This is a genomic window from Roseinatronobacter sp. S2 (assembly GCF_029581395.1).
Lineage (GTDB): Bacteria > Pseudomonadota > Alphaproteobacteria > Rhodobacterales > Rhodobacteraceae > Roseinatronobacter.
On record NZ_CP121113.1, the window covers coordinates 1,314,936 to 1,329,502 of the forward strand.

Below are 14,567 nucleotides of genomic sequence, written 5' to 3' on the forward strand. Positions count from 1 at the left end.
GATGCGGATGGCTGGCTGAAGAAGTTCCCCCAAGGCGCGGAGCAAAGGGCGCAGCCCACCGCGCCATCGGTGGGCCGTCCCGCGGCCTGCCGATTTGGCTGATGTCATGCCAAGCCTTTGGTGTCGGAGTATGCAGCCTGCATAAAGTGAACTTCACTAACGCCGGATCGGCAGACCCCGGCCCACCGCTGGCGCGGGCTTATTCCCAGCACGACCGCCCCCTTCAAACCACATACGCCATGAAAAAAGGCGGGCACACGGCCCGCCTTTTGCAGTATCTGACAATACCTTAGCCGACGCGCGATTTCAGCGCAGCCCAGGCCCCCGTCGCAATCAGTGCAGCGACCGCAGATTTCACGACGCCACCCAACTGGAAGGGCAGGGCACCCGCCATAAAGGCGCCTTCAAGGTCAAGCGGTGTGATGACCCATAGCCACAGAACACCGGGGATAAACAGCAGCAATGCCGGGATCAGCGCCGCAAGAAACAGGCGCCCGAAACCACGGTTCATGCCGCGTTCCACCAGCAGGCCGGTCAGCCATGCCATGGCGACAAAGCCCACCAGAAAACCGCCTGTCGGGCCAATCAGATGCACGGCACCTGCCCCCCCGCCTGCAAACACCGGAAAGCCCATCGCGCCCTGCGCCAGATAGGTGACCAGCGTCGCCGCCGCCAGACGCGACCCATAGGTCAGCCCGATCAGCGAAATTACCAGTGTCTGAAGGGTCATCGGCACCGGAAACATCGGCACGCTGATCTGGGCCGACATGGCCACCAGAACCGAACCGAACAGAACCATCGCCACCTTGCGGGCAATGGTGTCATTGCCGCCAAGTGCCGTGACCAAGGGTGTAGTATGAGCCATGATGGACCCCTCTTGTTTGCAAACTGTTGTTGTCGGTTATGCTGAAACTTGGCGCATATGGCAAGCGGCGCAATCAGCGTTAGCGCCAATTCATCCTGTTTCTGTCCGGCCTGCGGGCTGAATGCACTTGCAAGCAGGCCCCAACTGCCCTATGCGCAACCCTGTCTTTCCACGAGCAATGGAACCGGTGCAGCTCTCGTAGGTGGGGGTGGAAAGACGGCCCGCCTTTTGAAATGCACCACATACATGATTGGAGATCGCATGCCGCTATACGAGCATGTCATGATCGCGCGTCAGGATCTGTCGAATACACAGGCCGAAGCGCTGATCGAACATTTTGGTGCCGTCCTGTCCGACAATGGCGGGAAACTCGTTGAACACGAGTATTGGGGCGTCAAGACAATGGCCTACAAGATCAACAAGAACCGCAAAGGGCATTACGCCTTCCTGCGCACCGATGCGCCCGCAAGCGCCGTGCAGGAAATGGAGCGTCTGATGCGCCTGCATGATGACGTGATGCGGGTTCTGACAGTCAAGGTCGAAGCCCATGAAGAAGGGCCTTCTGCCCAGATGCAGAAACGTGACGAGCGCGAACCGCGTCGTCGTGCGTCCTGATCCAGTAGGAGTATAAGACATGGCTGCAAAACCATTTTTCCGCCGTCGCAAAGTGTGCCCTTTCTCGGGTGAGAATTCGCCCAAGATCGACTACAAGGATACGCGTCTGCTTCAGCGCTATATATCAGAGCGCGGCAAGATCGTGCCATCGCGCATCACCGCCGTTTCTGCCAAGAAACAGCGTGAGCTGGCCCGCGCCATCAAACGCGCCCGCTTTCTGGCACTTCTGCCTTACGCCGTGAAATAAGGAGAACGAGACATGCAAGTGATCCTTCTTGAACGCGTGGCCAAGCTGGGCCAGATGGGCGACGTCGTAAGCGTCAAGCCCGGTTACGCGCGTAACTATCTGCTGCCGCAAGGCAAGGCGCTGCGTGCGTCTGATGACAACATCAAATCCTTCGAGGCCCGCAAGGCGGAACTGGAAGTGCAGAACCTTGAAACCCGCAAGGAAGCGCAGGCCATGGCCGAGCGTCTGGATGGCGAAACCTATATCGTTATCCGTCAGGCATCTGATGGCGGCGCGCTTTACGGCTCTGTCAGCCCGCGCGATGTCACCGATCTTCTGGCCGAAGCGGGTGTCACCGTCGAACGCCGCCAGATCGTCATTCCGACGCCGATCAAACTGCTGGGGCTGCATGGTGCAACAATTTCCCTGCACCCCGAAGTCGAAGCAAAGATTCATCTGAATGTCGCACGTTCCGCCGAAGAAGCTGAACTACAGGCTTCCGGTAAATCCATTCAGGAACTGGCTGCTGAAGAAGAAGCGGCTGCTGAATTCGAAATCTCGGAACTGTTCGACGATATCGGCGCTGCCGGTATGGACGATGATGATCCCCGCAATCATGGCGAAAGCGATGACCCGCGCGAGGCTTAAGACAAGCCGGAACTGACTGATGCGCCCGCTGACTGGTTTCAGCGGGCGTTTCCATATCCAGGATGTGCCCGTTTTTGCGCCCAAACCGCGTTTCAGGCCAAGTTTTGCGCAAGACCGGTTGTGCGGCTTGCATTTTGCGCAGATTTGCTTACATATTCGATTTACTGCAATTGTTGTGCGTGATGTCGCGCGCGGCGGCGTCCCGGTCAGGCAGTGCCGGGATTCTAGGGGTGATCCATGAAGATTGAAAGCACCATCGCGGACGATCTGCTTGAGATGAAAGACACAAATCCAGAGGGGGTCACCCCTCAGGATATGACAGAGCAGGCGCAGGCCGCGTCAAATTTCCTGAAGGCGCTTGCACATGAAGGGCGGCTGATGATTCTGTGCCACCTGTCATCGGGCGAAAAATCCGTGACAGAGCTGGAACACCTTTTGCAGTCGCGTCAGGCGGCCGTCAGCCAGCAGCTAGCGCGTTTGCGGCTGGAAGGGCTTGTGTCGTGCCGCAGGGACGGGAAAACCATCTACTATTCCCTGCATGACCAGCGCGCCGCGCGGATTATCGAAGTTGTCTATGACGTGTTCTGCGCGAACGCGGCGCGCTAGGCTGCAAATTACGGAATTTCACGATCATATGCGTATGTTGGGCACCGTCCGCGCACTAGCAGCGGCGCGTTATCGCGGTTAAGCGCCTTGCGCATGGTGTCAGGACGGGGCATCAAGTTTCTGTAACCCAGTGTAAAGAGCGATGATGAGCCGGATTTGCCAGATAGATATCGATGATTGCGGATTGCCGACCCCCACACCAGAGGTCGAGCAGGAACGCAAGGTTGCAGTGTTTGACCTGCTGGAAGACAACAGTTTTGTGCTGGCCGCCCGTGATGGAAAGCTGGCACCCGATGGCCCTTTTGCTATGAAACTTGGTATTCGTGACAGGCGCCTTGTCATTGACATCAAGAACGAAGCTGGCGCGCAGATAGCTGAATTGCAGCTGTCACTGGGGCCGTTCCGGCAGGTGGTCAAGGATTACTACCAGATTTGTGGCAGCTATTTCGAAGCGGTCAAGCGCCTGCCCCCCAGCCAGATTGAAGCCATCGACATGGCGCGGCGGGGCATTCACAATGAGGGCGCGCGTATCCTGCAAGAGCGCCTTGAAGGCAAGGCCGAGATGGATATAGACACCGCGCGGCGCTTGTTCACCCTGGTGTGCGTTTTGCATTTCGGGGGCTGAATGGCAGGTCGTATCCCTTCTTCGATCCTGTTTTGCTGCGACCACAATTCAGTGCGCTCGCCGATCGCCGAAGGGCTGATGAAAAAAATGTATGGGCAGCGCGCCTATGTGCAATCTGCGGGGGTCAAAAGCGACCGTGACATTGACGGCTTTTCAATTGCGGTCAGCGCCGAAGACGGGGTTGAACTGGACCACCACCGCGCGCGGTCTTTCGATGAAATGATCGAATGGGGCGACGATCTGGGCGGGTTCGACCTGATTGTAGCGCTGTCACCGGCCAGTCAGCGTCAGGCGCTGGAACTGACGCGCTTTGCACATATCGATGTCGAATACTGGCCCATCATGGACCCGTCAGGTCTGGGAGAGACGCGAGAGGCCAAGCTGGACGCCTATCGCCAGACCCGCGACCAGATAAAGGAACGGCTGCTGGGCCGGTTCGGGCCGCCAACAGAAAGGTAAGACATGAGCCGAGAGATCATCAACCGCTATTTCGAGGCATTCAATACCGGTGATACCAAAACCATGCTGGCACTTGTCAGCGATGATGTGGAACATTTCGTCAATCAGGGCGATATGCGCAAGGGCCGCGCGAAATTCGCCGAATTCTGCGCACATATGGGTGTCAGCTACCGCGAACAGTTGCGCGATATGGTGATTTTCGTGAATGACCACGGCACGCGCGCGGCTGCGGAATTCACTGTGCATGGCGAATATCTGCAAACCGATCCGGGCCTGCCCGCGGCCAACGGCCAGACATATATCCTGCCTGCGGGGTCGTTCTTTGCGCTGAAGGGCGAAAAAATTACGCGCATAACAACCTATTACAACCTGCAAGACTGGATCAGACAGGTTTCCACATGAGTCTGCGTTTTCTGTCCTTGTCCGGCGCGCAGATTGATCCGGTGATCATTGGGTTGGCGGCACTGCGTATTCGGGTGTTTCGCGACTGGCCCTATCTGTATGATGGCGACCGCGACTATGAACGCACATATTTGCGTGTCTATCGGGACAATCCCCGCGCTGTTGTTGTGGCCGCATTTGATGGCGAAACACTGGTTGGCGCGGCAACCGGCCTGCCCATGGCCGATGCAGATGCGGAATTTGCGCAGGCCTTCGCCCACAGCCCGCATGATGTGTCGCAGATATTCTATTGCGCGGAATCCGTGCTGTTGCCGGACTATCGCGGGCAGGGTGCGGGGCATCGTTTTTTTGAGTTGCGCGAAGCACATGCGCGCGCCCACGGGTTCGGGCTTGTGGCGTTTTGCAGTGTTGTGCGACCGGATGACCACCCCGCGCGCCCCGCCGCCTATACCCCGCTGGACGGGTTCTGGCGCAAACGCGGCTACGCCCCCCTGCAAGGTATTGCCGCGCAGTTTTCATGGCGTGATGTGGAACAAGACGAGGACAGCTCGAAAACGCTACAATTCTGGATGAAACACCTATGAAAATAGCCGCTGCCGCCTATCCGCTGGATTTTCTGCCCGATTGGGCCGCATATGAACACAAGCTGACCGATTGGGTTGCAAAAGCCGTGTCTGACGGTGCGGACCTGCTGGTTTTTCCTGAATACGGCGCCATGGAACTGGCCAGCCTTGGGGGCGCAGCCGTTGCCGGCGATCTGGAAGCAGCCCTGATCGAGGTGATGTCCCATCACGCGGCGGTCACTGCGCTGCATTGCCGTTTGGCCGCCGCGCACGGCGTGCATATCCTTGGGGCCAGTGGTCCTGCCATGGCGGGGGGCGCGCGTCCGGTGAACCGCGCTGTCCTTTATGGGCCCGATGGTGTGATCGGGCATCAGGACAAACAGATAATGACCCGTTTTGAACGCGAGGAATGGGACATCGCACCGGGACAGGGACTAAAGGTCTTTGATACCGCGCTGGGCAAGATCGGGGTGATCATCTGTTATGACAGTGAATTCCCGCTGCTGGCGCGCGCCCTGGTCGATTCCGGCGCAGAGTTCCTGCTGGCCCCGTCCTGCACCGAAACACTGGCGGGATATACGCGCGTGAAGGTGGGGTCGATGGCGCGCGCGCTGGAAAACCAGTGCGTATGTGTGCATGCACCGACAGTCGGACCCGCCCCGTGGTGCCCTGCGGTCGACATGAATGTCGGGGCCGCCGCAATCTATGGCCCGCCGGATCTGGGCTTTCCTGAAACCGGAATAGTGTCGCAAACCGCCATGAATACGCCCGGCTGGACCTGCGCGGAAATTGATCCCGATACCATAGCGCGGGTGCGCCGCGAGGGGGCGGTTCTGAACCATGCGCATTGGAATGAACAGAAAAACCGCATTTTGGGGCCGATAGAGGTGGTGAAGCCCCCATATAGCGCTTGAAAAAGACCACAATAGCGATCATCTAAGCGACGCGCAATTCTGCGCAGAATTTAAATATGGAGTCACCATGGCCAAGGAAGAACTGCTCGAATTCCCAGGCGTCGTGAAGGAGCTCCTGCCAAATGCGACGTTTCGGGTCGAGCTGGAAAACGGCCATGAGATCAACGCACATATGGCAGGCAAGATGCGCAAGAACCGCATCCGTGTTCTGGTCGGCGACAAGGTTCAAGTCGAAATGACCCCCTATGACCTGACCAAGGGTCGTATCAACTACCGCTTCAAATAAGGCATGCGCCTGATCCTTGGGTCTGCAAGTCCGCGGCGACGCGAAATTCTGGCACAGCTTGGCATTGTGCCGGACGAAATTATCGCGGCCGATATCGATGAAACCCCGCATGCTCAGGAACTGCCGCGGCCCTATTGCGAACGGGTGACGCGCGCGAAACTGGATGCGATTGCCGCAGATGATGATGATATCGTGCTGTGCGCAGATACCACAGTTGCGCTGGGGCGTCGCATTCTTGGCAAACCGCGTGATGCCGCGCAGGCGGCGGAATTTCTGCTGAAACTTGCGGGGCGGCGCCATTCGGTGATCACGTCGGTCGCGTTGCGGCGCGCAGGCAGGCACTGGATGCGCACCCAGGTGACCACTGTAAAGATGAAGCGCTTGTCCGATGACGACCTGAACGGCTATCTTGCCTGTGGCGAATGGCAGGGCAAGGCAGGCGGCTATGCCATTCAGGGCCGTGGCGGCGCATTCATCCCGTGGATATCCGGGTCATACACGGGCGTCATGGGCCTGCCTGCGGTCGAAACTGTAACCCTGTTGCGCGCGGCAGGCTATAAAATGGATGACACCCCATGAAAGGCAGTGTGATTGCCCTTGACCAGTTCAATGGCAAGGAAGCCGCAGCGCTTATGATCGACGGGCATCTGGATGATGTCATTCTTGCCTTGCCCGATGGTGTTGTTGCACCCGAAACCATTTTGCGTGGTAAAATGGGCCGCCCCGTCAAGGGGTTGGGGGGGGCGTTCGTGGATTTGCCCGATGGTTTGCGCGGCTTTCTGCGCCAGACCAAGGGCCTGCGTCCCGGTGATCCGGTGCTGGTGCAGGTGACGGGGCTTGCCGAACAGGGCAAGGCTATCCCTGTCACAACGCGACTATTGTTCAAAAGCCGCTATGCGATTGTCACGCCGGATGCGCCGGGGTTGAACATTTCGCGCCAGATTGTGGACGATGATCTGCGCGCAATCCTCGCCGGTCTGGCGCAAAGCGCGATGGAGGGGGCGCAAACCGGCATGGGGCTGATCTTGCGCTCGGCCTGTGCGGATGCGGATGAGGACGAAATTGCACATGACATCGCGCGGATGCGTGAACTGGCCCAGCAGGTCTTGGCCGATGCATCGGGTGCGCCGGAAACCCTTGTGGCCGCAGCAGGTCCGCATATGGCCGCGTGGCGCGACTGGGCCATGCCCGACACGCTGGATGATGCGGCAGACAGTTTCCAGCGCCACAATGTAATCGACGCCATAGACAGCCTGCGTCAGGCGCATGTGCCCCTGTCGGGGGGCGCGCATATGCAGGTTGAAGTGACCAGCGCATTTGTCACGATCGATGTGAATACTGGCCCCGACACCAGCCCCGCTGCGGGGCTGAAGGCGAATATTGCAGCCGCACGCGAATTGCCCCGCCAGTTGCGCCTGCGCGGGTTGGGCGGGCAGGTGATGATTGATTTCGCACCTTGCGCCAAGAAAGACCGGCAGGTGCTGGAGCAATCCCTGCGCGCCAGCTTCCGGCGGGACGGGCGCGACACCGTGCTGGCCGGCTGGACCCCGCTTGGCAATTATGAACTGACGCGCAAACGCGACCGCGTGGCGCTATCGGTCTGCCTGTAATGTCCTGCCCGATCTGCAAACGCGCGACAGTTCCCGCGTTCAAACCCTTCTGCTCGCGCCGTTGCGCCGATGTGGATCTGGCGCGCTGGCTTAAAGGGGAATACGCCATTCCCGGCCCCGAGGTCGAGGAATTGCCGGATATGGACAGTGACGACACCCCGCAAAAATTTTCCGGGTGATAATCACCGCGTTTTTTCAACAACCCTCTGGACAGCACGATTTCCCTGACATAAGAAGCCCGCACCCAGCGCAAGAAGTTGCGTTTTGTGTGACACTCACACACCCGTGCCCGGGTAGCTCAGGGGTAGAGCAGTGGATTGAAAATCCTCGTGTCGGTGGTTCGATTCCGCCCCCGGGCACCACTTTGAAAACTGAAACTTTCGCCCGTATGTAATTGTTTTTGTAGCGTAATATGCACGGCCACAGGGCATACGCCCGATCCGGTTCTTTCGCGTTTTCGCATATCCGGGCACAGGCAATTCCAGCAAAACGGGGATGGCTTTTTTCGGTTCGGGCTTGCGCAAAATCACGACGCGACAGCGTTTCCCCCGTTTCAACGCAAGAATAAGACGCAGTAGCACGCATTCCCCCCCCGCGCGGTGTCTTTTGCGCGCCTTGCCGTTTGTGCCCTGTCGTCAGGCAACAGGTTTGTATCATGCGCCGCCGGATTGCGGCGGATTGCCCGAAGGCGCTGCATGAAGTTTCACATTTCTCTCATCGCGGTGTTACAAACCCCTGCGATCAGGTCGGCACTCCCGAATACGGGACCAAAGCTGCCAACCTGATCCGGAGATCACACAAATGACCACCAAGGCCCTTGCCTGTCTGCTTGTTGCGTCAACCGCACTCAGCACCCTTCCCATGACTGCCAGCGCCGACTGGCGCAATGACCTGCCCACCTTCCGCATCGGCCTGCTGGGCGGCGAGAATGAAGCAGACCGCCTGCGCAACAATGACTGCATGGCCACGGCGCTGTCCGAACGCCTTGGTGTTCCGGTTGAGATGTTCCCCGCGCCCGATTATGCCGGTGTGATGCAGGGCCTGCTGGCGGGCCAGCTGGAATACGCAGCGCTGGGCGCGTCGGCCTATGCGGGCATTTACCTGCAAGATGCGGACGCGGTTGAACCGATCTTCGTGACCAAGGAATCGGACGGGTCGCTGGGCTATATTGCCGCGATTTACACCCGTTCGGACACAGACATTCATTCGCTGGACGATCTGGAAGGCCATTCACTGGCCTATGCGGACCCGAATTCGGCATCCGGTTATCTGATCCCGCGTTTTGAATTGCGCCGTGCCGGTATTGTGGAAGAAGAATTCTTCAGCCGCACTGGCTTTGGTGGCGGGCATGAACAGGCAGTGATTGCCGTTTTGCAAGGCCAGTATGATGCAGGCGTGACATGGGCTTCCGGTCAGGGTGACCCCGCCGAAGGGTATACCCGTGGCAACCTGAAGCGCATGATCGACAATGACCTGCTGAACATGGCCGATCTGCGCATCATCTGGGAAAGCCCGATTATTCCCAACGGCCCTGTCGTCATCCGTCAGGCCCTGCCGCAAGAGGTCAAGGACATCGTCATCGACTATCTGGCGACCCAGCATGATGCAGACGCGGAATGCTATTACAACGTAACTTATGGCGAAGGGTTGGGCTGGGAACCTGTGACCCATGAGTTCTTCGAGGGCATTGTGGAAATGCGCCGCGAAGAACTTGCCGGTTCGCGCTGATCTGACCTGAAGGGTGGCCCGTCACGGGCCGCCCTTTTCATTTGCCCGCGCGGCACAGTTTGGCGGGGGCGTGTTGATCATCCATGAAAAAGGAAGACCACAATGACCAGAACCATCACCGGCGTTGCAGCCACGTTTGCCGTGCTTATGACCAGTGTTGCCCCTGCGGCGGCCGACTGGCGCGCGGATTTCGGGACATTCAATATAGGCCTGCTGGGCGGCGAGAATGAAGCCGACCGCCTGCGCCGCTATGACTGCATGCAGGAACTTGTCGAAGATGTGCTTGGCGTGCCGGTCGAGCTGTATCCAGCCGCCGACTATGCGGGTGTCATGCAGGGCCTGCTGGCGGGGCAGTTGCATACTGCGGGCCTTGGTGCATCCGCCTATGCGGGCATCTATCTGCAAGACCCCGATGCGGTAGAACCGCTTCTGACCCGCGCCCAGCTTGACGACAGCCTTGGGTATTACGCGGTCATGTATGTGCGCGCCGACAGCGACATCATGACATTTGAGGATATGGAAGGCCGCAGCCTTGCCTATGCCGATCCGAATTCGGCGTCGGGCTATTTGTTTCCCAGGGGGCAGTTGCGCCTGCAAGGTATCATCGATGACGACTACTTCAGCAGCACCGGATTTGCGGGCGGGCATGAACAAGGCGTGATCGCGGTGCTGAACGGTCAGTATGATGCAGGCGTCACATGGACATCGCTGCAAGGAGAGTTCGAGGAAGGGTATTCGCGCGGCAACCTGCGCCGGATGGTCGACAATGGCCTGCTGGACATGAACGACCTGCGCATCGTGTGGGAATCCGACATCATCCCCAACGGCCCGACGGTGTTTCGCAAGGATCTGCCGGAAGAAGCCCGCGAGCTGCTTCTGGAGTTCCACAAAAGCATGAATACCGAGCATCCTGAATGCTACCAGCTGACTGCCGGTGGCGACGATAACGGCTATGTCGATATCGACCACGGCTTCTATGAAGGCACGGTTGCGCTGCGCCGTCAGGAACTCGAAGAGTCGCGTTAAGAAATCCAAACCCACCCGGCCCCTGCGAAAACGCGGGGGCCTTTGGTTTTTTTGCGGCCTGTCCCCCCCCCCTTCATGGCCGCTGACAGGAGAGAACCCATGCTTGAATTCAAGGGCCTGACCAAACAGTTCAATGACACCGTCGCGGTCAAACCCGCGACATTCACCATCCCCGACGGCCAGATGGTCGGCGTTATCGGGCGCTCTGGCGCGGGTAAATCCACGCTGCTGCGCATGATCAACCGCCTGAACGAACCATCGGGCGGACAGATGCTGTTTCAGGGGCGGGACGTGACCGCGCTGAAAGGCCGCGCGCTGCGCCAGTGGCGCAATGAATGCGCGATGGTGTTTCAGCAATTCAACCTTGTGGGCCGCCTGAACGTGCTGACCAATGTCATGTCGGGGCGGTTGTTTCATCATGGCTTTGCATCCTCGATGATGGGCATATTCACCGCAAAAGAACGCGCATTTGCCATTCGCGCGCTGGACAGGTTGGGCATGGCGCATGTGGCGCTGCAACAGACCGACACCTTGTCCGGCGGGCAGATGCAGCGTGTGGCCATCGCCCGCGCACTGGTGCAGGAACCGCGCGTCATGCTGGCCGACGAACCCATCGCCAGCCTTGACCCGATGAACGCCAAGGTGGTGATGGACGCGCTGCGCGCGATCAATCAAGAAGACGGGCTGACAGTCATCTGCAACCTGCACACGCTGGACACGGCACGCCATTATTGCGACCGCATCATCGGCATGCAGGATGGCGTCATCGTGTTTGATGGCACAGCGAAAGAACTGACAGATAAGGCCGCGCGCGAAATTTACGGCGCCGAAGCCGAAGAGGCGTTTTCCGAATCCATGACATCGACGGCGCTGCGCCCCGGCACGAAACCTGCGCAGCCCGAAGCGCGCGTGGTGAACTGACATGGCCAGCATCACAACAAACGGGCCGGACAACGGCGCGGACCGCGACCCCGTTTCCGTGTTTGAGGGCCACCGCGCCCAGATGATCCGCGACCGCATGGTTATCAATGTGACGCTGGGGGTGCTGTTTGTGGCCTTTCTGGCGTGGTCTGTCTGGATATCGCGCTTCACGCCGGACCGTCTGGCCACAGGTATCCCGCGCATATTTGAATATTTCGGCACCGTCATGCCCGCGCTGCAATGGGATGTCCTGTTTGACGCCCGCAACGAGGCAGGCCGCTTTCCTGCCGGATCGATCGGGTATTGGTATAATGATTTCTGGAAATACCTGCGCCTGATCTGGGAAACCATCCTGATGGCGTTGACGGCCACGATACTGGGCACGGGCCTGGCGGTTGTGCTGTCGTTTCTGGCGGCCCGCAACTGCACGCCTTATCCATGGGTAGGGGCGCTTGCGCGGCGGTTTCTGGAATTCTGCCGCGGGGTTCCCGAAATCCTGTTTGCGCTGATTTTGGTGTTCGCGGTGGGCATTGGCCCGCTGGCCGGTGTGCTGGCCATCACCATTCACGCAACCGGCGCGCTGGGCAAGCTGTTCTCCGAGGTGAACGAAAACGCCTCCATGCGGCCTGTGGACGGCATGAAAGCGGTGGGCGGGTCCTGGTTTGAGCAGATGCGCTATGGCATCCTGCCGCAAGTGCTGCCCAATTTCACATCCTATGCGCTGTGGCGGTTTGAAATCAACGTGCGCGCATCCGCTGTGGTGGGGTTTGTGGGGGCAGGCGGCATTGGTGCCGAGTTAAGCCACACCATCAGCTTTTATTCCGACGACCGCGTCACAGCCGTGCTGCTGCTGGTTGTGCTGACCGTCACCATAATCGACCTGCTGTCCGAACGCGCGCGCCATGCGCTGATCGGCAAGGAGTCCCTGAAATGAGCACATTGACCTTCCATGCGATATCCGACGCCGATATCGCGGCGGCGCGCAAACGTCACCCCAAGGCGTTTGGCGACCCGTTTGTCACCACGCTGAAAGCCGCAAGCTGGGCCTTTATCGTGGTCTATCTGATCTGGTCGCTTGGCTTTTTCGAGATCGGGAAATTGCTGAACGCGTCCGACAGGGCATGGGCGCTGATGACGCGCATGGTCATCTGGCAGGATATGGCCGGCTGGCAATACGCCAATATCTACAAAGGCATTGCCCAGACCATTGCAATGGCGTTTCTTGGCACGTTTCTGGGCACGATCCTTGCGCTGGGGCTGGCCTTTTTTGCCGCGCGCAACACCATGCCCGTCGGGGTGATCCGCCACGGGGTGCGCCGGTTGCTGGACGTCTTTCGCGGCATCGACCAGATTGTCTGGGGGCTGGTCTTCGTGCGCGCCGTGGGTCTGGGGCCGCTTGCGGGGGTGCTGGCGATTTTCATATCCGACACCGGAAATCTGGCCAAACTTTATTCCGAGGCGATCGAGAATATCGACCGCAAACAGGTCGAAGGGGTGCGCGCCACAGGGGCCGATACAGGGCGGATCATCCGCTATGGCTACCTGCCGCAGATATTGCCGGTGTTTATATCGCTATCGCTGTATTCGTTCGAATCCTCGACCCGGTCGGCAACCATTCTGGGGCTTGTGGGCGCGGGCGGGATCGGCATGATCATCATTGAACGGTTCCGCGCGGGGCTGTTTGATCAGGTGGCGTTTGTGGTGCTGAATGTGCTGGTGGTGATTGCGATCATTGACTGGGGGTCGGGACTGATCCGCAAGCGGTTCATCGGCGAGCGCGGGCACTGAGCGCGGGCCTTGTGCCAGTGGTCCCCGCCGGTGCCTCCGGCGGGGATATTTTGGCCAGAATGAAAGCAGGGATCACAGATATGACACGACAGCTTTCGCCTGATGGCGCACTGGTTCATCCCGATTGCACGATCCGCGACAGCAGGCTTGGCGCGTGGACCGAAATCGGGGCGGGCAGTGTTTTGTCAAACGCCACACTGGGCGATTACAGCTATTGTGCGCGGGGCTGCGACATTGCCAATGCGACAATCGGCAAATTCGTCAACATCGCGGCCAATGTGCGGATTGGCCCGACAGACCACCCGATGGACCGCGCAAGCCTGCATCATTTTCTATACAGATCCAACCTGTATTGGCCGCAGGAAGCGGATGATGCGGCGTTTTTCAAAGCCCGCGCGGCGCGCAACGTGCGTATCGGGCATGATGTCTGGATCGGGCATGGCGCGATTATCCGGCCCGATGTCAGCATCGGCAATGGCGCGGTTGTGGGGGCGGGCGCGGTGGTCACGCGCGATGTGGCGCCCTATACGATTGTTGTGGGCGTGCCCGCAGAAAAGCTGCGCCGCCGTTTTCCTAAGCAGATTGCGCACAGGCTGACAGAGCTGGCGTGGTGGGATTGGGATCATGACCGTCTGCGCATGGCGCTGAGTGATTTTCGCCATCTGGAGATCGAGGCGTTTCTGGCCAAATATGAAGATGTGACGCTGCATTGATCCTATGGGTCAGGCGATGCATGTCACGCAAGGGCGGGCAAGCCGGAGAGTTTGCCCACAAACCGTTCCAGATTGGGGTCGGTGTCGTCAAAGGGCGCATCATTGAACCGGAACCAGCGCATCGCGCGATATTCGCGCGGGTCGTAATCGGGCAGGCGGGTCGCGCAGCCCTGTAGGGTATACCACAGGCACACGTCTTCATGCGGGGTGGCGCCCACGGTTTCGGAAATTGTCACAAATACAGGCGCGGGGTGCACAAAGCGCGCCTGCATGCGCAGTTCTTCAAGGCATTCGCGCGCCACTGTGTCGCGCGGGTGTTCACCCTGCGCGACATGGCCGCCGGGCGGCAGCCACAGACCAGAGGAGATGTGATCGCCCAGCAGGATATGTCCGCGGTCGATCACCGGAAAATAGCTGACCAGATGCATGGGGGGCGTCGCGGGCGGGCGGATGCGGCACAGATCACGCGCTGAGCGCACCCAATGATGCGCGCGGTCCAGATGGTCGGTTTCCAGCAGATCGATTGGCCGGATCAGGCGCAACTCGGACGTGATAAGACTGGCATAGCTCAT

At 59.3% G+C, this 14,567-nt stretch carries 21 protein-coding genes and 1 tRNA gene; 20 read left to right on the forward strand and 2 right to left on the reverse strand.

Going from position 1 to position 14,567, the window contains the following annotated elements; all coding sequences use genetic code 11:
- Positions 1–289: 289 nt before the first annotated feature.
- The gene (locus P8S53_RS06145; RefSeq protein ID WP_277806261.1) at positions 290–865 is read right to left on the reverse strand and encodes a biotin transporter BioY; all 576 of its coding nucleotides are present in this window, start codon (positions 863–865) and stop codon (positions 290–292) included.
- A gap of 261 nt (positions 866–1,126) precedes the next feature.
- Here P8S53_RS06145 and rpsF point away from each other — a divergent pair, with 261 nt between their 5' ends.
- The 20 genes from rpsF to P8S53_RS06245 all read left to right on the forward strand — a co-directional run bounded on the left by rpsF (position 1,127) and on the right by P8S53_RS06245 (position 13,995).
- Positions 1,127–1,480 (forward strand): 30S ribosomal protein S6, encoded by a 354-nt coding sequence (gene rpsF / locus P8S53_RS06150; RefSeq protein ID WP_306417882.1) that lies wholly within the window; start codon positions 1,127–1,129, stop codon positions 1,478–1,480.
- A 19-nt stretch (positions 1,481–1,499) separates the two neighbouring features.
- On the forward strand, positions 1,500–1,727 hold the full coding sequence (rpsR, locus tag P8S53_RS06155) for a 30S ribosomal protein S18 (RefSeq protein WP_263714540.1): 228 nt from the start codon (positions 1,500–1,502) through the stop codon (positions 1,725–1,727).
- A gap of 12 nt (positions 1,728–1,739) precedes the next feature.
- Positions 1,740–2,354: a 50S ribosomal protein L9 gene (gene rplI / locus P8S53_RS06160; RefSeq protein ID WP_277806263.1), complete on the forward strand. Its 615-nt coding sequence runs from the start codon at positions 1,740–1,742 to the stop codon at positions 2,352–2,354.
- A gap of 237 nt (positions 2,355–2,591) precedes the next feature.
- Positions 2,592–2,960 (forward strand): helix-turn-helix transcriptional regulator, encoded by a 369-nt coding sequence (locus P8S53_RS06165; protein ID WP_277806264.1) that lies wholly within the window; start codon positions 2,592–2,594, stop codon positions 2,958–2,960.
- Positions 2,961–3,105: 145 nt separating this feature from the next.
- Positions 3,106–3,585 carry a UPF0262 family protein gene (locus P8S53_RS06170; protein ID WP_306417884.1) on the forward strand — a complete coding sequence of 160 codons (480 nt, stop codon included), beginning with the start codon at positions 3,106–3,108 and terminating at the stop codon, positions 3,583–3,585.
- Positions 3,586–4,044 carry a low molecular weight phosphatase family protein gene (locus P8S53_RS06175; protein WP_277806266.1) on the forward strand — a complete coding sequence of 153 codons (459 nt, stop codon included), beginning with the start codon at positions 3,586–3,588 and terminating at the stop codon, positions 4,042–4,044.
- A 3-nt stretch (positions 4,045–4,047) separates the two neighbouring features.
- On the forward strand, positions 4,048–4,446 hold the full coding sequence (locus P8S53_RS06180) for a ketosteroid isomerase-related protein (RefSeq protein ID WP_277806267.1): 399 nt from the start codon (positions 4,048–4,050) through the stop codon (positions 4,444–4,446).
- The gene (locus P8S53_RS06185; RefSeq protein WP_277806268.1) at positions 4,443–5,030 is read left to right on the forward strand and encodes a GNAT family N-acetyltransferase; all 588 of its coding nucleotides are present in this window, start codon (positions 4,443–4,445) and stop codon (positions 5,028–5,030) included. The genes P8S53_RS06180 and P8S53_RS06185 overlap by 4 nt, the downstream gene beginning before the upstream one ends.
- Positions 5,027–5,923, forward strand: a complete 897-nt coding sequence (locus P8S53_RS06190; protein ID WP_277806269.1) for a carbon-nitrogen hydrolase family protein — start codon at positions 5,027–5,029, stop codon at positions 5,921–5,923. The genes P8S53_RS06185 and P8S53_RS06190 overlap by 4 nt, the downstream gene beginning before the upstream one ends.
- A gap of 67 nt (positions 5,924–5,990) precedes the next feature.
- On the forward strand, positions 5,991–6,209 hold the full coding sequence (gene infA / locus P8S53_RS06195; protein ID WP_071470354.1) for a translation initiation factor IF-1: 219 nt from the start codon (positions 5,991–5,993) through the stop codon (positions 6,207–6,209).
- 3 nt (positions 6,210–6,212) lie between these two features.
- On the forward strand, positions 6,213–6,788 hold the full coding sequence (locus P8S53_RS06200) for a nucleoside triphosphate pyrophosphatase (protein WP_277806270.1): 576 nt from the start codon (positions 6,213–6,215) through the stop codon (positions 6,786–6,788).
- Complete coding sequence (locus tag P8S53_RS06205) at positions 6,785–7,819, forward strand: ribonuclease E/G (protein ID WP_277806271.1); 1,035 nt, start codon at positions 6,785–6,787, stop codon at positions 7,817–7,819. The genes P8S53_RS06200 and P8S53_RS06205 overlap by 4 nt, the downstream gene beginning before the upstream one ends.
- On the forward strand, positions 7,819–7,998 hold the full coding sequence (locus P8S53_RS06210) for a DNA gyrase inhibitor YacG (protein ID WP_277806272.1): 180 nt from the start codon (positions 7,819–7,821) through the stop codon (positions 7,996–7,998). The genes P8S53_RS06205 and P8S53_RS06210 overlap by 1 nt, the downstream gene beginning before the upstream one ends.
- 108 nt (positions 7,999–8,106) lie before the next feature.
- A tRNA-Phe gene (locus P8S53_RS06215) sits at positions 8,107–8,181 on the forward strand.
- A gap of 439 nt (positions 8,182–8,620) precedes the next feature.
- The gene (gene phnD / locus P8S53_RS06220) at positions 8,621–9,547 is read left to right on the forward strand and encodes a phosphate/phosphite/phosphonate ABC transporter substrate-binding protein (protein ID WP_277806273.1); all 927 of its coding nucleotides are present in this window, start codon (positions 8,621–8,623) and stop codon (positions 9,545–9,547) included.
- Positions 9,548–9,649: 102 nt separating this feature from the next.
- Positions 9,650–10,573: a phosphate/phosphite/phosphonate ABC transporter substrate-binding protein gene (phnD, locus tag P8S53_RS06225; RefSeq protein WP_277806274.1), complete on the forward strand. Its 924-nt coding sequence runs from the start codon at positions 9,650–9,652 to the stop codon at positions 10,571–10,573.
- Between the two features lie 99 nt (positions 10,574–10,672).
- On the forward strand, positions 10,673–11,494 hold the full coding sequence (gene phnC / locus P8S53_RS06230) for a phosphonate ABC transporter ATP-binding protein (RefSeq protein WP_277806275.1): 822 nt from the start codon (positions 10,673–10,675) through the stop codon (positions 11,492–11,494).
- 1 nt (position 11,495) lies between these two features.
- Positions 11,496–12,428 (forward strand): phosphonate ABC transporter, permease protein PhnE, encoded by a 933-nt coding sequence (gene phnE, locus P8S53_RS06235; RefSeq protein WP_277806276.1) that lies wholly within the window; start codon positions 11,496–11,498, stop codon positions 12,426–12,428.
- Entirely contained in the window at positions 12,425–13,282 is an 858-nt protein-coding gene (gene phnE / locus P8S53_RS06240) for a phosphonate ABC transporter, permease protein PhnE (RefSeq protein WP_277806277.1), read from the forward strand. The genes phnE (P8S53_RS06235) and phnE (P8S53_RS06240) overlap by 4 nt, the downstream gene beginning before the upstream one ends.
- An 80-nt stretch (positions 13,283–13,362) precedes the next feature.
- Positions 13,363–13,995, forward strand: a complete 633-nt coding sequence (locus P8S53_RS06245; RefSeq protein WP_277806278.1) for a DapH/DapD/GlmU-related protein — start codon at positions 13,363–13,365, stop codon at positions 13,993–13,995.
- Between the two features lie 23 nt (positions 13,996–14,018).
- Here the strand turns inward: P8S53_RS06245 and P8S53_RS06250 are convergent, their stop codons facing one another.
- Positions 14,019–14,567 (reverse strand): NUDIX domain-containing protein, encoded by a 549-nt coding sequence (locus tag P8S53_RS06250; RefSeq protein ID WP_277806279.1) that lies wholly within the window; start codon positions 14,565–14,567, stop codon positions 14,019–14,021.